General features: G+C 65.5%; 16 protein-coding genes and 4 pseudogenes. 12 read left to right on the top strand and 8 right to left on the bottom strand.

The window, feature by feature from the left end:
* Nucleotides 1-8 precede the first annotated feature (8 nt).
* From HFGMBDPB_RS04770 to HFGMBDPB_RS04750, 6 genes and pseudogenes are all read left to right on the top strand, one after another.
* Nucleotides 9-305, top strand: a complete 297-nt coding sequence (locus HFGMBDPB_RS04770) for a YciI family protein (protein WP_017405392.1) — start codon at nucleotides 9-11, stop codon at nucleotides 303-305.
* A 94-nt stretch (nucleotides 306-399) separates the two neighbouring features.
* A pseudogene (locus HFGMBDPB_RS30005) lies at nucleotides 400-857 on the top strand (SDR family oxidoreductase).
* A gap of 304 nt (nucleotides 858-1161) precedes the next feature.
* Nucleotides 1162-1494, top strand: a complete 333-nt coding sequence (locus tag HFGMBDPB_RS04765; protein WP_212645000.1) for a hypothetical protein — start codon at nucleotides 1162-1164, stop codon at nucleotides 1492-1494.
* A 48-nt stretch (nucleotides 1495-1542) separates the two neighbouring features.
* A pseudogene (locus tag HFGMBDPB_RS04760) lies at nucleotides 1543-1782 on the top strand (transposase); the annotation flags it as partial.
* Nucleotides 1783-1842: 60 nt separating this feature from the next.
* Nucleotides 1843-2651 (top strand): IS5 family transposase gene (locus HFGMBDPB_RS04755; RefSeq protein ID WP_212645252.1). Its coding sequence is split into 2 segments (ribosomal slippage): nucleotides 1843-2173 and nucleotides 2173-2651, totalling 810 coding nucleotides; the frame shifts between segments, so codons are not numbered across the junction.
* A gap of 9 nt (nucleotides 2652-2660) precedes the next feature.
* A pseudogene (locus HFGMBDPB_RS04750) lies at nucleotides 2661-2948 on the top strand (transposase); the annotation flags it as partial.
* A gap of 5 nt (nucleotides 2949-2953) precedes the next feature.
* On the opposite strand, the pseudogene HFGMBDPB_RS04745 reads toward HFGMBDPB_RS04750, so the two are convergent.
* Nucleotides 2954-3508, bottom strand: a pseudogene (locus tag HFGMBDPB_RS04745) (serine hydrolase); the annotation flags it as partial.
* Between the two features lie 122 nt (nucleotides 3509-3630).
* The gene (locus HFGMBDPB_RS04740) at nucleotides 3631-4503 is read right to left on the bottom strand and encodes a methylglyoxal synthase (protein WP_017406693.1); all 873 of its coding nucleotides are present in this window, start codon (nucleotides 4501-4503) and stop codon (nucleotides 3631-3633) included.
* 149 nt (nucleotides 4504-4652) lie between these two features.
* Here HFGMBDPB_RS04740 and HFGMBDPB_RS04735 point away from each other — a divergent pair, with 149 nt between their 5' ends.
* Nucleotides 4653-5555 (top strand): alpha/beta hydrolase, encoded by a 903-nt coding sequence (locus HFGMBDPB_RS04735; protein WP_047326649.1) that lies wholly within the window; start codon nucleotides 4653-4655, stop codon nucleotides 5553-5555.
* A gap of 27 nt (nucleotides 5556-5582) precedes the next feature.
* Here the strand turns inward: HFGMBDPB_RS04735 and HFGMBDPB_RS04730 are convergent, their stop codons facing one another.
* Nucleotides 5583-7022 carry an alpha/beta hydrolase family protein gene (locus HFGMBDPB_RS04730; RefSeq protein ID WP_212644998.1) on the bottom strand — a complete coding sequence of 480 codons (1440 nt, stop codon included), beginning with the start codon at nucleotides 7020-7022 and terminating at the stop codon, nucleotides 5583-5585.
* Between the two features lie 311 nt (nucleotides 7023-7333).
* Between HFGMBDPB_RS04730 and HFGMBDPB_RS04725 the strand changes: the two genes are divergently transcribed.
* The gene (locus HFGMBDPB_RS04725; RefSeq protein WP_212644997.1) at nucleotides 7334-8995 is read left to right on the top strand and encodes an ankyrin repeat domain-containing protein; all 1662 of its coding nucleotides are present in this window, start codon (nucleotides 7334-7336) and stop codon (nucleotides 8993-8995) included.
* A gap of 68 nt (nucleotides 8996-9063) precedes the next feature.
* Here HFGMBDPB_RS04725 and HFGMBDPB_RS04720 read toward each other — a convergent pair whose 3' ends face one another.
* The 5 genes from HFGMBDPB_RS04720 to HFGMBDPB_RS04700 form a co-directional block, all read right to left on the bottom strand.
* Nucleotides 9064-10173, bottom strand: coding sequence for a type VI immunity family protein (locus tag HFGMBDPB_RS04720; RefSeq protein ID WP_249343345.1), 1110 nt, complete (start codon nucleotides 10171-10173; stop codon nucleotides 9064-9066).
* Between the two features lie 19 nt (nucleotides 10174-10192).
* A complete protein-coding gene (locus HFGMBDPB_RS04715; protein WP_061287423.1) occupies nucleotides 10193-11281 on the bottom strand; it encodes a type VI immunity family protein in 1089 nt (362 codons plus the stop codon).
* Between the two features lie 38 nt (nucleotides 11282-11319).
* Nucleotides 11320-12075 (bottom strand): hypothetical protein, encoded by a 756-nt coding sequence (locus HFGMBDPB_RS04710; RefSeq protein WP_061287422.1) that lies wholly within the window; start codon nucleotides 12073-12075, stop codon nucleotides 11320-11322.
* A gap of 333 nt (nucleotides 12076-12408) precedes the next feature.
* Nucleotides 12409-13674: a YeeE/YedE family protein gene (locus HFGMBDPB_RS04705; protein ID WP_212644996.1), complete on the bottom strand. Its 1266-nt coding sequence runs from the start codon at nucleotides 13672-13674 to the stop codon at nucleotides 12409-12411.
* A 174-nt stretch (nucleotides 13675-13848) separates the two neighbouring features.
* A complete protein-coding gene (locus HFGMBDPB_RS04700; protein WP_017407485.1) occupies nucleotides 13849-14814 on the bottom strand; it encodes a sulfurtransferase in 966 nt (321 codons plus the stop codon).
* Nucleotides 14815-15028: 214 nt separating this feature from the next.
* On the opposite strand from HFGMBDPB_RS04700, the gene HFGMBDPB_RS04695 reads away from it, so the two are divergent.
* From HFGMBDPB_RS04695 to HFGMBDPB_RS04680, 4 genes are read left to right on the top strand one after another with little or no spacing between them, the layout of a single operon-like run.
* Nucleotides 15029-16225 carry a multidrug effflux MFS transporter gene (locus tag HFGMBDPB_RS04695; protein WP_212644995.1) on the top strand — a complete coding sequence of 399 codons (1197 nt, stop codon included), beginning with the start codon at nucleotides 15029-15031 and terminating at the stop codon, nucleotides 16223-16225.
* Nucleotides 16226-16254: 29 nt separating this feature from the next.
* Nucleotides 16255-17244, top strand: coding sequence for a tRNA (adenosine(37)-N6)-dimethylallyltransferase MiaA (miaA, locus tag HFGMBDPB_RS04690; protein ID WP_212644994.1), 990 nt, complete (start codon nucleotides 16255-16257; stop codon nucleotides 17242-17244).
* Between the two features lie 16 nt (nucleotides 17245-17260).
* The gene (locus HFGMBDPB_RS04685) at nucleotides 17261-17977 is read left to right on the top strand and encodes an ABC transporter ATP-binding protein (RefSeq protein ID WP_212644993.1); all 717 of its coding nucleotides are present in this window, start codon (nucleotides 17261-17263) and stop codon (nucleotides 17975-17977) included.
* 19 nt (nucleotides 17978-17996) lie between these two features.
* Nucleotides 17997-20564 (top strand): FtsX-like permease family protein, encoded by a 2568-nt coding sequence (locus HFGMBDPB_RS04680; RefSeq protein WP_212644992.1) that lies wholly within the window; start codon nucleotides 17997-17999, stop codon nucleotides 20562-20564.
* The last annotated feature ends 82 nt before the right edge of the window (nucleotides 20565-20646 follow it).

The raw sequence follows: 20646 nt of genomic DNA, 5'->3' as shown, positions 1-20646 counted from the left end.
GAGCCGAAATGAAATACTACCTGTGCAAATTTGTCCCGCCTCGCGCGAATTTCCTGGGCACCATGTCCGGCGAAGAAAAAACATGGATGATGCAGCATGGCGAATATATGAACGGTCTTCTCGAGCAAGGTGTGATCGTAGCGCACGGGCCTGTGATTGACGATGGTGATGGCTACGGCGTGTCTCTTTACCAGATCGCCGACAACCAAGAGATCGGTTCGTTTACATCCGAAGATCCCATCGTGAAGAATGGGATTGGCCACTATGAGCACTACACGATGGCCAGCTTGACTTCCCGCAGCTGAACGCATCTTTCTCCGCAGCAGCGTCTCTCTGCGCTGACTTGTCTTATTAACCAGGCTGTCATAAAAATGGTGGATATCAATTGGGGAAGTTGAAATGACTAGCTCTCTTATTGCTGGCGCCTCCAGTGGCATTGGTGCTGTTTACGCACGCCGCTTTGCGGCTCGTGGCCACGATCTCGTATGGGTGGCCCGTACCACCGACCGGCTCAATGCATTGCTGCCTGAGTCTTCACAAGGTATTTGCGCAGCAACGAAGTCCTACATGTTGGCCTTCTTGCAGAGCCTTGCAGCTGAGGCAGGGCCCAGGGGCGTCTACATACCAGCGGTTTTGCCGGCCGCCACACGCACCGAGATCTATGAGCGCTCTGGTGGCGATGTCATGGATGGAGGTTGACGACCTCGTTGATGCAGCTGGTGGGTTTTGATCGCAGAGAGCTTGTGACCATTCCACCAGTGCCTGAGGCAGCGGCATGGGACGCATTTGAGCAAGCGCGCGGATATTTGGCCCAGGGCTTCTCAAACTCCAAGCCCGCTACTCGTTACCTCACTTGAATTTCACCATCTATTTGGTTTTTGCAGCATTCGTGCACTGGTCTGCTGCGTGTGGATATTCCCTGAGCAAGACTTTGGGTAAAGATCAGCAAAGTGTTTTGAATTTTCAATTATTTTTGTATTGAAAAAGAAAAGCTGATTGGAAACTTATTCTGAATATTGATTGATGAATATATCTGGTAGTCATCAATTTTCTTTAGGAAAGGAGTGGCTCAATATTTAATATTGCGTCTTTGATACATTCGGTCAACACTGCCGCATAACATACTTGCCGGTAGCCTCATAGTCATCTGTCATTTAAACCATGTCAAAAATAGCCTCGCCCTTGATCAGGGTAAGTGCATTGCGCACTCTAAAATTCGCATTCTTCACAATAGCTATTTCTACTTGCTATGCAGCCAATTCTCAAGAGAGCAGCGCAGCAAATAAAAAGGAAGTAAATAGTACTTCTCGCGCGGAGGTCATGGCCGATCTGGCACTCTGGCGTCGTGCCGGAGTCGACCGCTATGAAGTACTGTCGACTTCGTACGGTATGGAATCAGAAGCCTATCGGTTGGCACATCAGGAATATCTTCGCCTTCGGAATGGTGAGGAATTCCAGGAAGAACTGAAAAAAGCAATCACTAAGAGCGGCTAACACCACTTGGTCAGAAGCCCCCCGCAGAGCGTTATGCTCGCTGCCCTCATGGCACGACGACCCGTAAGCAAAGAACTGTGGCGACAGCTACAACCTCTCATCCCAGCCTTCGTACCTTCCTCCAAAGGCGGTGCGCGCAAGCTCGCAGTCAGCGATGAAGCCGCCCTCAACGGCATCCTGTTTGTGTTGCAAACAGGCATTCCGTGGGAAGACCTTCCCCAATCCCTTGGGTACGGCAGCGGCATGACTTGCTGGCGCCGCCTGCGCGACTGGAACGCTGCTGGTGTCNAGAGCGGCTAACACCACTTGGTCAGAAGCCCCCCGCAGAGCGTTATGCTCGCTGCCCTCATGGCACGACGACCCGTAAGCAAAGAACTGTGGCGACAGCTACAACCTCTCATCCCAGCCTTCGTACCTTCCTCCAAAGGCGGTGCGCGCAAGCTCGCAGTCAGCGATGAAGCCGCCCTCAACGGCATCCTGTTTGTGTTGCAAACAGGCATTCCGTGGGAAGACCTTCCCCAATCCCTTGGGTACGGCAGCGGCATGACTTGCTGGCGCCGCCTGCGCGACTGGAACGCTGCTGGTGTCTGGGAGCAGCTGCACCAGGCCATGTTGACTCGCTTGCGTGAACATGACCAGATTGATTGGAGCCGGGCTAGCATTGATGGCTCCTCGGTACCAAGCCCCCGGGGGGCCAGGAAACGGGCCCCAACCCCACGGACAGAGGCAAGCTCGGCTCCAAGCGGCACATCGTCGTAGATGCCAGAGGCATCCCGCTGGTGATCTTGGTCAGCGGCGCGAACCGGCACGACTCCAAGATGTTCGAGAGGTGCGTGGACGCGATTCCTGCGATTGCAGGCTTGGGAGGGCGCCCCCGCAAAAGACCATCGAAGTTGCATGCCGACAAGGGCTATGACTACAAGCGTTGCCGTGCGCACTTGAGACAACGGGGCATCGCCAGCCGCATTGCCAGGCGAGGCGTTGAGAGTAGCGAGCGACTGGGCAAGCATCGCTGGGTGGTGGAGCGGACCCATGGATGGTTTGCAGGCTTTGGCAAGTTGCGAATCCGCTTTGAAAGACGACTGGATATCCACGAAGCGCTGCTAAAACTGGCAGCGGCGATCATCTGTGCACGCTTCGTGGATCGGTGGTGTTAGCCAGTCTNGCGCCCCCGCAAAAGACCATCGAAGTTGCATGCCGACAAGGGCTATGACTACAAGCGTTGCCGTGCGCACTTGAGACAACGGGGCATCGCCAGCCGCATTGCCAGGCGAGGCGTTGAGAGTAGCGAGCGACTGGGCAAGCATCGCTGGGTGGTGGAGCGGACCCATGGATGGTTTGCAGGCTTTGGCAAGTTGCGAATCCGCTTTGAAAGACGACTGGATATCCACGAAGCGCTGCTAAAACTGGCAGCGGCGATCATCTGTGCACGCTTCGTGGATCGGTGGTGTTAGCCAGTCTTAGTGACCAGGGCCTGGGGATCGATGCGCCCATCGTGGGCCAGTTGCGCGGCCATCAGGCCGGTGAACGATTTGGTGACCGAGAACAGCAGGTGGGGCGAGCTGGCCTGCATCTGGTTCTGGTAGCGCTCGAAGACCACCCGTCCCTTGTGCAGCACCACGATGGCGTCGGTATAGGTGCGGTCCAGCCACTGGTCCACGGTGACGGGCTGGCCCTTGTCGTCGTCAAAGCGCAGGCCGCCCAGGGCCATGGGCGCTTCGGGCAGTGCCGAGGGCGCCGCCGCGCCGCGCCGGATGTTCTGCGTGGGCTGGATTTCGCGCAGGTGCTGCACCACCCAGCGCAGCTGTGGATAGCGGTAGCCGTTGGACACGTCCACGCGCTTGTCGGCGGCCGGCGGAAAGCCCTGCATCAGCCCCAGTTGCTCCAGGCGCACGCTGTCGGGCGGCGGCAGCGCGGGCGCTGCGGGGGCCTGTGCCTGGGCCGCCACCCAGCCGGGCAGTAGCACCAGCAGGGCCATGGCATGCCGGGAACGCCGAAAGAGCGGACTGACCATCGTTGTCTCCTTGGTTTTTGGAAACGGCCAGTCTTGCAGAAAGCCCTCGGCCGGTCACGGGTGTTCACCCACCCGCAGGCCGCAAGGCTGTCGTCTGCGCGACGAAGGTTTTAGTGGGGCATTCAGCGGCGCATCAAGGCCGCATCGCACCAGCGCTGCGCCACGGCCGGAGAAGTGGTGCAGACCGTGTCGTGCGTCACCGTGGCCACGGCGCGCTCCAGCAGCTGGATGTCGGCCTCGTGCTGGCGCGCCACATGCGGGTCCTCGAAGAAGATCACGCGCTGGCAGCGGCGGTCCAGCACCAGGTCGGCGATCTGCGCATCGCCGCCCAGCGGGCCGCTGTTGTAGCGGTCCACCCAGGGCCGGTCCTCGGGCCAGCCACGGCTCCAGGCCATTTCGTTGAGGCGCTGGCCCGTGGTGCCCGTGCCCACGCGCCGGCCAAAGCGCGACAGCAGCTCGAAGTTGCGTGCCGCGAAATCCAGCATGGTGGGCTTGAGCGCATCGTGGGCGATCAGCGCCAGCGTCTGCTGTGCGTAGTCGTGAAAGCGCTGCGCACCGGCATCCTTGGGCAGACCTGCCTGGATGCGCTCCATCTCGATCCAGTCCCGCGCCGAGGCCACGGTGGACAGGAAGGGCTTGCCATGGATCACGCACTGGCGCTTGAGCGCCACGGCCTCGGGGAAGATGGAGGACGGATCCACCGGGTCGGTGAAATAGATGGCCCCGTCGATGGTGCGCTCGTCACCTTCCACGCCCACCACCTCGGCCACCAGTTTCATCAGCCCGCCTTCGCGGCCATAGGGATAGCGGCGCAGGCCCCGGTAGGACGCCAGCATGCCGGCCGCCTGGATGGCATCGAAGGTGCGGCCCACGGCATGCAGGCCCAGCTGCAGCTCGCGGATGCCGGACTCGCAGGCGCGCAGCCAGCCGAACAGTGCGGCATCCTCGGTTTGGTGGTGGATTCGGTTGGCGGCCAGGCCCAGGCGTATCGGCATACAGGTTCACTCATCAACAGTGGGGAGAGGCCCGTGCAGCCAGGACAGCCTGCGGACCAGCGGCAAGAATAGCGCCAATCCATGACAGCGCCGGCCGGCACGGCGGCGGCGCTGAACTTTTGGCCGGCCCGTGCATCCATTGTTGCGTCATGCCCTCACTGCTTTCCCACCTGTGGCCCCGACGGCGCCTGCACCGGCTCACGGCAGCGCTGGGCGTGGCCGCGCTGCTGGCGGCCAGCGGCTGCTCCGTGCTGGACACCAAGCAGCGCGAATGGATCTTCCAGCCCAGCGACCGCAGCTGGCCCGGCGCCAACACGGCCGGCATGGAAGATGTCTGGATCGACATGCCAACGCAGGACGGCGCCCGCCTGCATGCGCTGTGGCTGCCCCAGCCGGCCACGGCCGGCAACGCCCCCGTGCTGCTGTACCTGCATGGCGCGCGCTGGAACGTTGCCGGCTCCTCGCCGCGCATCCGGCGGCTGCACGAGCTGGGCTTTTCGGTGCTGGCCATCGACTACCGGGGCTTTGGCAAGAGCAGCGCCGGCCTGCCGTCCGAGGAATCGGCCGCCGAGGACGCACGCGCCGGCTGGGACTGGCTGGGCCGGCACGCTCCGGACCGGCCGCGCTTCATCTTCGGCCATTCGCTGGGCGGCGCCATCGCCATCGACCTGGCGCGCAGCGTCCAGGATGAGGCCGGCGTCATGGTCGAGGCCACCTTCACCAGCATTCCCGACGTGGTCCGCAGCTTCCGCTGGGGCTGGCTGCCCGTGGGGCCGCTGATCACGCAGCGCTTTGCCTCCATCGACAAGGTGGCCGGCATAGGCTCGCCGCTGCTGGTCGTGCACGGCAGCGCCGATCCGCTGATCCCCGCCACGCTGGGCCGCCAGCTGTTCGACGCGGCCAGCGAGCCCAAGCGCTTCGTGCTCATCGAAGGCGGCAACCACCACAACACCCAGTCGCGCGCCATGGACCAGTACCGGCAGGCGCTGGGCGAGCTGTTCGGCCTGCGCCTGCTCGCACAAGCGTCCACAGCGCCTGCAAGCCCGCGCTGAGCGGCGCAGCCTGCGCCGCCTTCCACGCTACGGGCAGCTTGCCGCGTTCTGCGAGATCACGGCACGCAACTGCCGCGTGGTGGTGCTGTCATCCGGGCCCAGGGTGTTGCGCGTGTAGCGGCAGCCATAGGTCGGCGCGGCCACCGTGGCGGCCGTCTGCACATCGTCACCGCCCGGCTTGGCGCCGCCCTGCTCCCACTGCACCATGGCATCGAAGGCCTCCACCTGCTCGGCCACGGTGAAGTCGCAGTGCGATGCGCCGCGGATGGCGCGCTGCACCAGCCAACGGTCCTTGCCCTTGTCAGCCACGCGTCGCTGGTAGATCTGCTGCATGCTGAACGGCACATACAGGTCGCCCAGCGTGTGCAGCGTCACCACGGGAATGCCGATGTCGCCTGGGCTCACGGGAATCCAGCGCAGGCCGTCGCGGCGCAGCCGGTTGGCATCAGGCGCAGCCGTGCGCTTTTGCGCGGCGGCATTGAGCGCGGCCGAGGCCGCTGCATCCCCATCGATGCGGTAGGTGAAGCGGTTGGTATCGGTCACGTTGCGGTTCAGGATGCCGTTGACCGAGCCGTCGCTGCCGAACACGCCCCAGACCGGAGCGAACGAGCCACCCACGGCCACCCCCAGGTCGAACAGCGGGCGCGGACCGCCCGTGAGATTCTGGATCACCGACAGATAGGCGCGGCCCGTCGCGGTAGGTGCAGACGGGAAGGTCGTGAACAGGGCCGATGTCACCTTGCCCTGGATGGCCGCCCAGTCGGTGACGGCATGCCGGGCCTCGCCCGCCAGGGCCTGGGCAGTGACCTGGGCCGCCGAGAAGTAGTCGAACAGTTGGGTATCGCCCATCACGCCGCACATGGGCACGGCGCCCTGGTAGCGCACCTTGTTGCGGGCCGTTGACTGGGCTTCGGCCTCGATGGCCGCCGCCGTGACATGGCCGCCCATGGAATGGCCGGTGATGTACAGGCGCTGCGGCTGCGCCAGCGGCCGGCCGTGGGATGCGGCCAGGCGGTTGAAGGCCAGCGCCAGCGCATTCGTGTCCTCCACGCCGGCGCGCACGTCGTAGTAGTTCTTGCTGTAGCTGGACGCCGCCCAGGCATAGCCGTTCTGGATCAGGTACCGGCGTATGGACGGATTGGTGACGTTGAGCGCACTGCCCTCGCCCGCATAGCCGTGGGCATACATCACCAGGCGGCCATTCCAGTTGGCCGGCACCTCGATGCGGTAGGCCGCGCCTTCCAGCACTCCGGCCCAGCGGCTGGTGCTGGCGTTGTCCACCGTGTCGCCAGCGGCAGCCGCCAGCGCATCGAACGTGGTGGCAGAAGGATTGGCCGGCGCAAAGCTGCGGCTGTCCTGGGCCCGGGTTTCCTCGGGCGCATCACCGTCCCCCCCGCCGCAGGCCGCAAGGCCCGTGGCCGCCAGCAGACCGAGATACTTCCAACGATTCCAACGCAGGGCTCGCATAAGACTGTCTCCTTGGGATGAAGGTTTGAAGGGGAACGCGCGCAAAAAATCCGTTTCAAGGGGGAGTGCCGACGCAGCCTATGCCAGACAACTGGCCCGCCATGCGGGTAGGAACCCGCAAGCAGGGGCTGCCGGCTGTCACCCAGATGACTGTCGCCTTGCGCTAACATCCGCGCTTGCGGTGCAGGCCGCACCCGGACCTGCGGGAAGGGTTGAACCCACCTGTATGCGCCTCTCGGCGTTTTTCTCTTGCCACATGCCTTTGTGCGCCAAGCTGCAGGTCATTGGCCTTCGTGCACGGAGGTATCCCTGTGAAACGCATCCCCGCCCGGCCCGACATGGGCCATCTCAAGAAACAGGCCAAGCAACTGCTGGCCGCCTATCGCGCAGGCTCGGCCCAGGCCATGGAGCAATTGCGCGCCCACCTGCCCGCTGCCCGGGGCCGCACGGATGAAGCACTGGCCGCCATGGACCTGCGGCTGCACGACGCCCAGTCCACCGTGGCGCGCGAGCACGGTTTCGCCTCATGGAGCGAGCTGTCAGGCTACGTCGAGGCATGCCAGCGCCTGGCGGCGGACCCAGAGACATCCCGGCTGCACTGGCTGGCCCTGGTCTATGCCGGCGATGTGGCGGGCGGCACGCACCGCGCGCAGCCCGCGCTGGCCCGGCGCCTGCTGGACGAGCGGCCGGAGCTGCCGGGCAATGATCCCTGGATGGCCTGCGCCATCGGCAACCTGGCCGCGCTGCGCGAAGCCACGCACAGCGATCCCGGCTGGCTGCAGCGCGCAGGCGGGCCGCTGGGACTGCCGCCGCTGGTGGCCGTCACGCACTCGTGCCTGCTGCGCCTGCCCGAGTTCGCCGAGCCGCTGCGCGCCTGCGCGCGCTGGCTGCTGGACGCGGGCGCCGACCCGCTGCAGACCGTGGGCAATCGCTGGCCGCCGGCCTCGCTGCAGGCGCCCTCCGAGACCGAGCGGCTGTCAGCACTCTATGGCGCAGCAGGCCAGAACCATGATGCGCAACTGACGCAGATGCTGCTGCAGGCCGGGGCCGACCCCAACGACGGCGAATCGCTCTACCACTCTCTGGAAGGCACGCCGGCCAGCCGCGAATGCACGCGGCTGCTGCTGCAGGCGGGCGCGCGCGTGGAGGGCAGCAATGCCCTGTTCCGCGTGCTGGACCTGGACGATGAGCAGGCCCTGCGCCTGCTGCTGGACCACGGCGCCGATCCGAACGAGGACAACGGCCAGGGCGAATGGGGCCGCCCGCTGCTGTGGGCCATACGCCGGCTGCGCTCGCCCGCCCACGTGCAGGCCTTGCTGGATGCAGGAGCCGACCCGGCCACCCGCACACCGCAAGGCCTGGGCGCCGCCCGCCTGGCACGGCGCTTTGGCCTGGCCGACGTGGCCGTCCTGCTGGAACAGGCCACGGGCGCTGAACCCGCCACGCCCGAAGAACAGTTCGTTGCCGCCTGCGCCATGGGCGACCGGGCCCGGGCCGGAGGGCTTCTCGCGTCCCACCCGGGTCTGCTGCAAGGACTGTCTCACGAGCAGCTGCGCATGCTGCCCGAACTGGCAGCCCTGGGCCGCTTGGAGGCCGTGCGCTGCATGGTGGAACTGGGCTGGCCCATCGCTGCGCGCGGCGGCGACTGGGATGCATCCGCACTGAACCAGGCCGTTTTCCGTGGCGATGCCGCCATGGCGCGCTTCCTGCTGGAGCACGGCGCACAGTGGACCGAACGCCACGCCTATGGCGACAACTGCGCAGGCACCCTGTGCTGGGCATCGCTGAACCGGCCCGAATCCACGGAACCCGGCGGCGGCGACTGGCTGGGCTGCGCCCAGGCCCTGCTGGACCACGGTATGCCCATGGCCCGGCCCGACCCCGAAGTACCCGGCTGCGTGCTCATCGACGGCAACCGGCAGCGGTATCCGGACGAGATCACGGATTTGCTGCTAGGGGTTGACGCGGACTAGGTCCGCCCGACCCGAAAACCCGTCCTGCCGGCTGGCCCGGCAGGATTCAGCTGCAGTGCCTGCATGGGTCAGAACAGATCAAACCGGCTCATGTAGGCATCGCATGCCAGCAGCCACGCATGTTCATCATTGGACCCCGAAGGCGGCGGGCCGATGAAGTTGTTGAGCCGGGATCTGGCGCGCAAAGGCTTGAGCAGGCGTGCCGCCTCGCCAAAGGCGGGCAGCGTCAGCCCCTGGTCCATATCCCCCAGTCCTGGGAAATCTCCTGCCCGTATCCCCAGACAGTTGCCTACATCCCCAGCCGAAAGATACTGGCTGGCCTGAACCTGCTTGCGCACCGCATCCCGACCACCCAGCTTTTCCAGCAAGGCATCACTCACAAAACTCAGCCAGTTGATGCTGTACATGGCGTTGTTGAAGTCATGGCTCATCAGCGCAAGACTGCCCAGGGCATTCAAACCCGGGAAACGCTGCAGGTAGGGATACAGTATTTGCGGCCCTTTGCCGTCGGGTCCGATATTGCGTTCTTCCACTGCGGGCATGACGCCCCAACCTGCAATGGCCCAATAGGGCTGCATCAACTCCACAATCTGGGTGGTGAGGCGGCCCACATTGCGCTCTGGCGGTTGATCCATAATCCACCACGCGGGAAATGCCATGCGAATGAAAGACATGGCCGGGCCCTTTTTTATCGACCCATATCTCTCACGATACCAAATACCTTCATCATTCTCAATACGGCAATAAAGGCGAAAGTCTTGCGCATTATTCTCCCACACCTCAGGAGGATTTGGCTTACCCGAAGCCATATGAAATATCAGGGCATAACCTTTTGGGTTATCAAAGCTTTTCTGCTTCTTTGCAGCCAACTTTCTTTGTGCTATCGCGCTGGTCAGCATGGCAGGCATTCCGTCGTACCAATAAACCAGTTTCTCCTTCCCTACAGCCTCACAAAAAAGTTCCACCACTTCCCATGCACGCTCACGCACGGCCAATGAATCCCCGTCATGGAACACCATCTCGATCGTCCAGCCTGCTCTTGCACAAATACGTCCAAATTGATTCTGTAATACCAGCGCCTTGAGAATATCCATCGTCGCCGCGGTGGCAACATTCGCTTTCTCATTGCCGCAAGGCCAGTTGAAATCATGTTCCGCAGCCATCGCCATCTTCTCCATTACTTCAACACACCAGAAATCAGAACAAATCAAACCGGCTCATATAGGCATCGCATGCCAGCAGCCATGCATGCTCATCATTGGAGCCAGAAGGCGGCGGTCCGATGAAGTTGTTGAGCCGGGATTTGGCACGAATCGGCTTGAGCAGCCGCGCCGCCTCGCCAAAGGCGGGCAGTGTCAGTCCCTGGTCCATATCCCCCAGCCCCGGAAAGTCTCCGGCCCGAATCCCCAGGCAGTTGCCCACATCCCCGGCGGAAAGGTATTGACTGGCCTGCACCTGCTTTCGCACGGCCTCCCGCCCACCCAGTTTCTCCAGCAATGCATCGCTGACAAAACTCAGCCAGTTGATGCTGTACATGGCTTTATTGAAGTCATGGCTCATCAAGGCAATACTGCCCAGCGCATTCAATCCCGGGAACCGCTGCAGATAGGGGTACAGCACCTGCTGGCCTTTGCCATCGGGATCGATATTGCGTTCTTCCACTGCCGGCACGACACCCCAGCCTGCAATGGCCCAGAAGGGCTGCATCAACTCCACCATCTGGGTGGTGAGGCTGCCCACATTGCGCCCTGGCGGTTGGTCCAGAATCCACCATGCTGGAAATGCCATGCGAATGAAAGACATGGAAGGGCCTATGCCAGGTGTTGTATGGCGATCATGCAGCCAGATGCCTTCATTGTTTTTTATTCGGCAATAAAGTCGAAATTCTTGTGCATTTTCCACCCAATCATCTGGAGGTTTTGGACTTCCCGAGGCCAGATCAAACATCATTGCAAAGCCATTCGGATTATTGAGCGTATTGGGCTTGTGCTTTTCCATTCTCGCTTTCCCTTTCTCGCTGGCCATAGCCACAGGAGCCATCCCCCACCATATTGCAAGCTTCTCAGCACCAACGGCTTCAATGAATAGATCTATCACCTTCCAAGCGCGCTCGCGCACAGCCAATGAATCCCCTTCATGGAATACCATCTCGATGGTCCAGCCAGCTCTTGCGCAAATATTGCCAAATTGATTACGCAATACCAGTGCCTTGAGAATATCCATCGTCGCCACGGTGGCTTTTTGCAGTTCTCTGGTGCTCAAAGGTTTGTTGAAGTCTTTTGCCATATCTATCCTCCATATTTCACCGTACCGAAGCCGTCGCCTCAAAAGGACAACCCGAGAACTCTCGCCAGTGCGCTCCCTACCGCACCAACACCTCGCAGTGCCCTCCCCAGTGCGGATGCACCGGCCGCAGCCCCGACCGCTGATGCCGTATCCGCATTCACCCGCTCCGCCAAAGAGATGGCCTTTTCCCTGTTGGCCTGCCATAGCGTTGCTTGGTTCAACACACTTTCGTTCACGTTTCTTCCATCGCTGTCGCAAGCACAGCTTCCGGCGTCTAAAGCCTTCTTAAGAAATTTCTCTCCAAAAATTTCTTGATATGCCTGGAACTGATTCATGCCATCGGGCCCAAATTCTGAAGAAAAGCCATCCCCCGGAAACTTCATCTCATAGACCCGCTGCACGTTGTCCAGCACAGGCGGAAGGCGCGCGTTCTTCACCACGACCACATCCGGAATGCGCGAGCCCGCAGGCCGGCTGCGCGTGGGGCGCACGGGCTCGTTGCGCGACATGACAGGTGCTCTGTTCAGGTAAGGCACTTCCTGCTTGTAGTAGCCCCGGTAGCCTTCAAACCCATCGGCCTGCATGACCACGCCGGCCACGCAGCGCTGGCCCAGGCCGCCGGTCATGCAGCAGCAAAACAGCTCGCACAGCGCCCTGCGGTCCAGTTCGTTGTCGAAGTCCCGGGTGCCGCATACCTTGTTGAAGCCAACAAGCACGACAGCCTTGCACAGGTCCCTGGACCGCTTCAGGCGATTGAGGGCAATGAAGGCGGGAACCAGTTGCCCGCAGCTCATGTATCCGAGCGGATGGCCGGTGGCCGCTCCACTGCCCCATTCAACTCGTGGAAACGCCCTGCGCGGCTCAATGGCGCATGGATGTCTATCCTGAATGTCATTGGCTCCTTCGCCTGTGAAAGGCGCTCCCTTCCTTCTGAAAGGAAAATAATAGGAGCAATGAATTGGGCACGTAAATCCTATTTTTCAGAGATTTCCAGGACTGAGCTGCCCGCAATTGGCAGCGGTCTCCTCTGAAAACTGGCAGAAAAAAGCCTAGGACAAGCAATGGCCAGAAAGCCTGTTTCAGGTGCCGCGCTCGCCTGTCACTCGGCCATCATCTCCTGCTGCAGGTCAAAGCCCCTGCGCTCCCGCACGCTCGTGCAGCCAGCGCCGCAACGCAAATCCCAGCCACAGCGCCGTGAACACGGCCGCGCCAAAGACCCAGCCCGACAGCGCGCCCGCCATGCTGCCCGACAGCAGCGTGCCGATGGTGCAGCCCAGCCCCGTCATGGCGCCCCAGCCCAGCAAGGCGCCACCGGCCAGGCCGCGAGCCGCATCGCGCCAGGTGGGGCGGCGCGGCGTCCACTGGCGGCTGGCCACGGCGGCGCCCCAGGCGCCGGCCACCAGGCCCAGCAGCAGCACGGCATGGGGCGTGAGCAGGCTGTTGAGCACGGCCGTGGCGCATCCGCCCAGGGTGTCCAGGCCGTGCAGGCGCTCGGGCACCCAGCCGCCTGCCTGGGCCCAGCCACGCACGGTGCTGCCCAGCGTGGTGGTCACGCCCAGCGGCCTCATGCGCACGATGGCGGCGGCCGCGATCAGGCCCACGGCCAGGCCGCCCAGCGCGGCGTTCCAGCGGTCTTGCCACAGTGACAGCCACAGCTGGCACAGGCCCGGTGGCTGCGCCGGTTCTGCCGCAGGCCGGGGCCGTGCGCGGCCCGAGCGCCCATGAATGCGCCAGACCCAGGCCGCCAGCAGGCCCAGCACGGCCAGTTGCAGCGCCAGCGCGCCGCCATAGCCCAGATGGGCCGGCAGCCAGATGACGGGCGCATCGGCAATGGCCAGGCTGTACAGCGGGTTCCAGCTGCGAAACCCCAGCACGAAGCCCAGGCCCGTGCCGACCAGGGCAAAGGGCGCCACGGGCGAGCCCTCGCCCAGCCGATACCAGTGGGCGCTGATGCACGAGCCCGAGACCGACATGCCCGCGCCAAAGGCCAGGCCCGCAAGGACCAGCACCCAGCTCACGGGGCCTATGTGCATGTCGGGCGGCAGCTGGCCGGGCTGGGGCACGGCCACCCAGCTGCCCAGCACCACGGTCATGCCCGCCGAGCCCACGGCCAGCGCCAGCAGGATGGAGAGCACGCCGCGCGGATCGCCGAACTCGAACCAGTCGCGCGCATGGCAGTAAAAGCAAAAGCGCGAGCGCTGCAGCACCAGCCCCAGCAGCAGGCCCAGCGCCAGCGCAAAGACCAGGGTGCGCCCGCCGCCTTGCAGCTGCAGCTGCGCCGCCACAGGCCAGGCTGCGGCCAGCACGGCGGCCAGGGGCAGCCATCTGGTCCAGTCCCTTGCCCTGTGCCTGCCATTCACGTTCTGCGTGTGCTCACCGGTCACGCTTGTCATTCCTGCCCCCTTTGTTGCCATCCACGCATAAAAAAAGGGGCCCGCAGTCTGCGGACCCCAAAGGAGCCGAGCTTTTGCCAAAGCCACTCGTCACCACCCCTGATCCGTCAAACCAAGAGCACCGACACCCCTCGCCCGGCCCCCGCCTTCAAGACAGGTTGATCGACGGTGGGATCATTTCGCGGCCCAGACCGTGCCGGCCGGGTTGTTGATGGGCACGCCCACGGAGTTGCCGTATTCGGTCCACGAACCGTCGTAGTTGCGCACCTGGTAGCCGAGGATCTTGGACAGCGCAAACCAGGTGTGGCTGGAGCGCTCGCCGATGCGGCAGTAAGTGATGACGGGCTTGCTGCCGTCGATGCCCACGCCCGCATAGAGCTTCTTGAGTTCTTCGGCGGACTTGAAGCTGCCGTCCTCGCGCACTGCCTGGCCCCAAGGCACGTTGACGGCGCCGGGGATGTGGCCGGCGCGGATGGCCAGCTCCGGCACGCCGGCCGGGGCGAAGACCTTGCCCTGGTATTCGTCGGCCGAGCGGATGTCGACGAGCCTGGCGTCGCTGCGACCTTCGGCCGAGGCCAGCGCATCGGTCAGGCGCGCGCGCAGCGCGGTGTTGACCTTGCCCACGCGGTAGGTGGTGGCCGCATATTCCGGAGCGCGGTTGTTGAGGGGGCGGTTTTCGGCCTCCCACTTCTTGCGGCCGCCGTCCAGCAGCTTGACGTTCTGCACGCCATAGATGTCGAAGACCCAGGCCCCCCAGGCCGCGAACCAGTTGTTGGTATCGCCGTACAGCACGACCGTGGTGCCGTCCTTCACGCCGGCCTGCGACAGCAGTTTCTCGAACTGCTCCTTGCCCACGATGTCGCGGCGCACCTTGTCGTTGAGATCGTTGTGCCACGAGAAATTGACCGCGCCCGGCACATGGGAGCGCTCGTACAGGCCGGGGTTGACGCTGACTTCGACGATGCGCACGTCGGCGCGATTGAGGTTGGCCGCCAGCCATTCGGTGCTGACCAGCGGACCTTCGGGAACGGGCGCATTGGCATGGGCCGTGCCGCCGATCAGGGCCGCGACGTACAGCACGGTGCAGGCACCCTGGCGCAGGGTGGCGGGGATGGTGGAGAAAGCGGTCGGCGTTGCCATCACGGTCCTTTGTTTGCAGTTGCGTTGATTGCTCGGTTGGGGTCGGGTTGCTCTGCAATGCAATGTAGGCAGGGGCGGGCCGGTTCCCAACTGCGCAATCCGCAGATGGATATGCGCCGCCAAGGCATGGACAGCGGCACCCCGGGTTCTCTGCTACCCTCGGGCGCCTATGTCAGCGCCCCTGTCTCCCGCCGTCGCGCAAGCGCAGCCGGCCATGTCCCCCGTCCTGGTCGTCGTCCTGCTCGGCCTGCTGCTGGGACTGCAGCCGCTGGCCACCGACCTGTACCTGCCCGCCCTGCCCTCGATACAGGCGGCCTTCTCCACCCAGGTGTCCCAGGTGCAGCTCACGCTGACGGCCTTCCTGCTGGCCTTCGGCTGCTCGCAGCTGGCCTGGGGGCCGCTGTCCGACCGCTTCGGGCGCCGGCCCATCCTGCTGGCCGGCATGTCCATCTATGTGCTGGCCGCGCTGGGCAGCGCCAGCGCCGAGACCATGGAATCGCTGATTGCCTGGCGCGCGCTGCAGGGGGCATCGCTGGGCGCCGGCGTGATGTGTGCGCGCGCCATGGTGCGCGACCTGTTCGCGCCGCACCTGGGTGCCCAGGTCATGTCCAAGGCGCTGACCGGGCTGGGCGTGATCGCCTTCCTGAGCCCCGTCAGCGGCAGCCTGCTGGTGGATTCGCTGGGCTGGCGCGCCACCATGCTGGCCCAGGCGGTGATGGGTGCGCTGGCCCTCCTGCTGGTGGCCCTGCGCTTCACGGAGACACTGGCCCGCACCAATCCCACGGCGCTGCAGCCGCTGGCCCTGGCGCGCAACTGGATCACCATCGTGCGCCACCCGGGATTCCAGTCCTATCAGTTGCTGACCTGCTGCACCTATGCGGCCCTGTTCACCAACCTGGCCGCATCTTCCTTCACCTATATCCATGTGCTGGGCGTGAGCCGCACGGGCTACGGCCTGCTGATGGGCAGCAATGCGCTGTGCTACATCGCGGGCACCTTCCTGTGCCGCTGGCTGCTGCAGCGCATGGATGTGCGGCGCGCCGTGCAGATTGCCGGGCTGGCCAGCCTGCTGTCGGCCACGGCCATCGGCATTGCGGCGCTGGCCGATGCGCGCAGCCTCTGGGCCTATGCCCTGCCCTTCTATATCTTCCAGATCGCCCATGGCGTGCACATGCCCTGCGGCCAGAGCAATGCCATCGCGCCCTTTCCGCAGTCGGCGGGCACGGCCTCGGCGCTGAACGGCTTCACCATGATGCTCATCGCCTTTGCCATGGGACACTGGCTGGGCCTGCACCTGGACGGCCAGTCCACCCGGCCCATGGCCTTCGGCATCTGGTTCTGGGGCGTGTGCACGGCCCTGGTCGCCTGGGGGCTGGTGCGCCGCCACGGCGGGGTCGATGGCCACCGCTGATTTTCATTTCCTGCGTTTGCGTTTTTTGAATGTCCACCGCTTCCACGCTCCCCTGCCTGGCCATCGCCGGCCCCACCGCTTCCGGCAAGACCGCTGCCGCCCTGGCCCTGGCCAGGCTGCTGGCCGAACGCGGCCAGGCCGCAGAAATCATCAGCGTGGACTCGGCCCTGGTCTATCGCGGCATGGACATCGGCACGGCCAAGCCCACGCCCGAAGAACTGGCTGCCTGCCCCCATCACCTGATCGATATCCGCGACCCGCTACAGGCCTACAGCGCGGCCGAATTCGTGCAGGACACGCAGCGCCTGGTGGCCGAGATCCACGCGCGCGGCGCCATGCCGCTGCTGGTGGGCGGCACCATGCTGTATTTCAAGGCCCTGCAGGATGGCATTGACGACATGCCGGCCGCCGACCCCGCCGTGCGCGAGCGGCTGGACGCCCAGGCCACCGAGATCGGCTGGCCCGCCATGCATGCGCTGCTGGCCCAGGTCGATCCCGCCACGGCCGCACGCCTGGCGCCGGCCGACAGCCAGCGCATACAGCGCGCGCTGGAGGTCTGGCAGGTGTCGGGCAAGCCGCTGTCCAGCTTTCATACGCGCAGTGGCAAGAATGCCGAACAGGGACTGGTCAGCCCCGGCGGCTTCTTCTCGCTGGAGCCGCAGGACCGCGCCTGGCTGCATGCGCGCATCGCCCAGCGCTTCGACGCCATGCTGGACGCCGGTTTCATCGACGAAGTGCAGCAACTGCGCGCGCGCGGCGACCTGCACCTGGACCTGCCCTCCATCCGCTGCGTGGGCTACCGCCAGGCCTGGGAATCGCTGGACGGCCTGTACCCCATGGACTCGCTGCGCGAGCGCGGCATTGCCGCCACGCGCCAGCTGGCCAAGCGCCAGATCACCTGGCTGCGCAGCATGCCCGCCCGCCATGCCATTGCCTGCGATGCGCCCGATGCCCAGTCGCAACTGCTGCAGGCAGCGATGGCCGTGGTGGCCGCAGCAACCCAGGCCCGCAACGGCTGAACAGGAAACCGCCTTCATGACTGACGCGCCCCGGGACAACACGCCACTGACTCAGCCGCCGCTGCTTCAGGTCCAGGGCCTGGCGCGGCGCTACCGCAACGACGGCGGCACGGAAACCGCCGTCTTCGAGAACGTGGACTGCAGCGTGGCGCGCGGCGAGTTCGTGGCCATCGTGGGTGACTCGGGCGTGGGCAAGTCCACCTTTCTCAACTGCCTGGCCGGGCTTGATGAGTGGCAGCAGGGCCGCGTGCTGCACGAAGGCCAGGACCTGTCGGCCGTGGATGAAACCGGCCGTGCGCTGTGGCGGCGCAGCCATGTCGGCTTCGTGTTCCAGGCCTTCCATGTGCTGCCGCACCTGGATGTCTGGCACAACGTGGCCCTGCCGCTGATGCTGCTGCAGCGGCTGGATGCGGCGGGCCGCCAGCGCGTTCAGCAACTGCTGCAGGCCGTCGGGCTGCAGGGGCTGGAGCAGCGCCTGCCCTGGCAGCTCAGCGGCGGCCAGCTGCAGCGCGTGGCGATTGCGCGTGCCCTGGTCCACGGCCCGGCCCTGCTGCTGGCCGACGAGCCCACGGGCAACCTGGACCCCGGCACGGCCGCACAGGTCATGGAGCTGCTGCTGCAGCAGACCCGCGAGCACCAGGCCGCCCTGGTGCTGGTCACGCACTCCATCGAGGCCGCGCGCCGTGCCGACCGCCTGCTGCGCCTGACCGCACAGGGCATGCAGCCCGCCTAGCGCCAGAGACCATCCGCCCATGCTCGCCCTGCTTCGCACCTTTTCCTGGCAGGAGCTGCGCCAGCATCCCTGGCGCACGGCCACCGCCCTGGTGGCCATCATGCTGGGCGTGGCCCTGGGCTTTGCCGTGCACGTGATCAACCAGTCCGCGCTCGATGAGTTCTCGCGCGCCGTGCGCACGGTCAGCGGCCAGCCGGACCTGGAGCTGCGTGCCATGCAGGGCGGCTTGCCCGAATCGCTGTATGGCCGTGTTGCGCAGCAGCCCCAGGTCAGCCTGGCCGCACCCTGGATCGAAGCCACGGCCCTGGCCGGCACCGCCACGCCGGTGCAGTTGCGCGTGCTGGGCGGCGATGCGCTGCGGCTGGCGCCCGTGGCGCCTGCGCTCATGCCCCGGCTGTTCGATGGCGGCGGGCGGCTGGACCTGTTCGCGCCCGATGCGGTCTTCCTCAATGCAACGGCACTCGAAGCCCTGGGCCTGACGCCGGAGCAGGCGCGGCACACGCCCCTGCCATGGCAACTGGGCGGGCGCGCGCAGACCCTGCGCATCGCGGGCACGGTGGCCGCATCCGGCCCGCCGCTGGCCGTGATGGACATCGGTGCGCTGCAGGACAGCCTGCAGCGCTGGGGCCAGGTGGACCGCATCGATGTGCTGCTGGCCGAAGGCGCCACGCGCGAGTCCCTGCTGGCCGAACTGCGCCGCCTGCCCGACTGGCCCGCCCAGGCCCTGGCCAGCCGCCCCGGCGACGACCAGCAGCGCATAGCCGAGATGTCGCGCGCCTACCGCGTCAACCTCACGGTGCTGGCCCTGGTGGCGCTGTTCACGGGGGCGTTCCTGGTGTTCTCGGTGCTGGCGCTCAGCGTGGCCCAGCGCGCGCCGCAGTTCGCCCTGCTGGCCGTGCTGGGATTGACACCGCGCCAGCGCCTGGGCCTGGTGCTGCTGGAATCGCTGCTGCTGGGCATGGTGGGCAGCGCGGCCGGCATTGCCCTGGGCGCGGGACTGGCCTGGCTGGCCCTGCACCTGCTGGGCGGTGACCTGGGCGGCGGCTACTTTGCCGGCGTGCAGCCCGCGCTGCAGTGGAGCGCCAGCGCCGCGCTGACCTTTGGCCTGCTGGGCGTGGCCGCCACCGTGGCTGGCGGCTGGTGGCCGGCGCGCCAGGCGATGGAGTTGCCGCCTGCGGCCACGCTCAAGGGCCAGGGCGCGGGCTCCGAACGCGCGGCGCGCGGCCTGCCGGCCCTGCTGCTGATGGCAGCCAGCGTGGCCCTGGCCTTTGTGCCGCCCGTGGCCGGCATTCCCCTGGCCGCCTATGCCGCCGTGGCCCTGCTGCTTCTGGGCGGCATGGCCGCCCTGCCCTGGCTGTTGGGCCAGCTGTTGCGCCTGGTGCCGCAATCGCTGCTGCGCCAGCCGCTGGCCCTGCTGCCCGTGGAACGCGCACGGCGCATGCGCCGCAGCACCACGGTGGCCGTGGGCGGCGTGGTGGCCAGCCTGAGCCTGGCCGTGGCGCTGACCGTGATGGTGGCCAGCTTCAGGGACAGCATGATCGCCTGGCTGGATGCCGTGCTGCCCGCCCCGCTGTACCTGCGCACGGCCGGCAGCGCAGGCCGTGCCGATGCCGCGCCCCTGCCCGCCGATCTGGCCGCGCGCATTGCCGCCCTGCCTGGCGTACAGCGCGCCCAGCCCATGCGCAGCACCAGCCTGTGGCTCAGCCCGGATCGCCCCGCCGTCAGCCTGCTGCTGCGCCCGCTGCATGGCCCCCAGGGCCAGCAGTTGCCGTGGATACAAGGCCCCGTGCAAGCGCCCGCTGGCAGCACGCCCGTCTATGTCAGTGAAGCCGTGGCCCAACTCTATGGCGTGCGGCCGGGCCAGGAGTGGCCGCTGCTGGCCCAGGCCCTGCCGTCGGAAGATTCCCGCGTGTTTGTGGCCGGCATCTGGCGCGACTATGTGCGCCAGTTCGGCGCCATCGCCATGGACTGGGATGACTACCAACGGCTTGCCGACGGCAGCGCCACCACGGCAGGCCCCACCGAAATCGCCATCTGGCCGGACGGCGACGACACGGCCACGGAGCAGCAGCTGCAGGCGCGTATCCAGTCGCTGATGACCGGGCCGGGCGCCGCGCAAGCACTGGAGTTCGCCAGCAGCGGCGCGCTGCGCGAGCGCTCCATGCGCATCTTCGACCGCAGCTTTGCCGTGACCTACTGGCTGCAGGCCGTGGCCATCGGCATCGGCCTGTTCGGCATCGCGGCCAGCTTCAGCGCCCAGGTGCTGGCACGGCGCAAGGAATTCGGCCTGCTCGCCCACCTGGGCCTGACGCGGCGCGACATCCTGGCCGTGGTGGCCGGCGAAGGCATGGCCTGGACCACGGCGGGCGCCATCGCCGGCAGCCTGCTGGGCCTGGGCGTGGCCGCGATCCTGGTGCACGTGGTGAATCCGCAAAGCTTTCACTGGACCATGGAGCTGTCCCTGCCGTGGTCCCGCCTTTTGGCGCTGGCTGCCAGCGTGATCGCAGCAGGCACGCTGACGGCCTGGCTGGCCGGGCGTGCGGCTGCAGGGCGCGAGGCGGTGCTGGCGGTCAAGGAGGATTGGTAAACCCCATCCCTCCGCGCAAACAGATAGCCTGCAAAAAATGAAAACGCATAATCAATTGTTAATTTTTCTTACAAGAGAATCA

Source organism: Delftia sp. PE138 (assembly GCF_018320755.1).
Lineage (GTDB): Bacteria > Pseudomonadota > Gammaproteobacteria > Burkholderiales > Burkholderiaceae_C > Comamonas > Comamonas tsuruhatensis.
This window is presented reverse-complemented; position numbering and strand designations above follow the sequence as displayed.

Excerpts from the sequence above, each read along its gene's own strand:
- HFGMBDPB_RS04770 (WP_017405392.1), top strand. The coding sequence starts at position 9 with ATGAAATACTACCTGTGCAAATTTGTCCCGCCTCGCGCGAATTTCCTG.
- HFGMBDPB_RS04765 (WP_212645000.1), top strand. The coding sequence starts at position 1,162 with ATGTCAAAAATAGCCTCGCCCTTGATCAGGGTAAGTGCATTGCGCACT.
- HFGMBDPB_RS04740 (WP_017406693.1), bottom strand. The coding sequence starts at position 4,503 with ATGCCGATACGCCTGGGCCTGGCCGCCAACCGAATCCACCACCAAACC.
- HFGMBDPB_RS04735 (WP_047326649.1), top strand. The coding sequence starts at position 4,653 with ATGCCCTCACTGCTTTCCCACCTGTGGCCCCGACGGCGCCTGCACCGG.
- HFGMBDPB_RS04730 (WP_212644998.1), bottom strand. The coding sequence starts at position 7,022 with ATGCGAGCCCTGCGTTGGAATCGTTGGAAGTATCTCGGTCTGCTGGCG.
- HFGMBDPB_RS04720 (WP_249343345.1), bottom strand. The coding sequence starts at position 10,173 with ATGGAGAAGATGGCGATGGCTGCGGAACATGATTTCAACTGGCCTTGC.
- HFGMBDPB_RS04715 (WP_061287423.1), bottom strand. The coding sequence starts at position 11,281 with ATGGCAAAAGACTTCAACAAACCTTTGAGCACCAGAGAACTGCAAAAA.
- HFGMBDPB_RS04710 (WP_061287422.1), bottom strand. The coding sequence starts at position 12,075 with ATGAGCTGCGGGCAACTGGTTCCCGCCTTCATTGCCCTCAATCGCCTG.
- HFGMBDPB_RS04705 (WP_212644996.1), bottom strand. The coding sequence starts at position 13,674 with ATGACAAGCGTGACCGGTGAGCACACGCAGAACGTGAATGGCAGGCAC.
- HFGMBDPB_RS04700 (WP_017407485.1), bottom strand. The coding sequence starts at position 14,814 with ATGGCAACGCCGACCGCTTTCTCCACCATCCCCGCCACCCTGCGCCAG.
- HFGMBDPB_RS04695 (WP_212644995.1), top strand. The coding sequence starts at position 15,029 with ATGTCCCCCGTCCTGGTCGTCGTCCTGCTCGGCCTGCTGCTGGGACTG.
- miaA (WP_212644994.1), top strand. The coding sequence starts at position 16,255 with ATGTCCACCGCTTCCACGCTCCCCTGCCTGGCCATCGCCGGCCCCACC.
- HFGMBDPB_RS04685 (WP_212644993.1), top strand. The coding sequence starts at position 17,261 with ATGACTGACGCGCCCCGGGACAACACGCCACTGACTCAGCCGCCGCTG.
- HFGMBDPB_RS04680 (WP_212644992.1), top strand. The coding sequence starts at position 17,997 with ATGCTCGCCCTGCTTCGCACCTTTTCCTGGCAGGAGCTGCGCCAGCAT.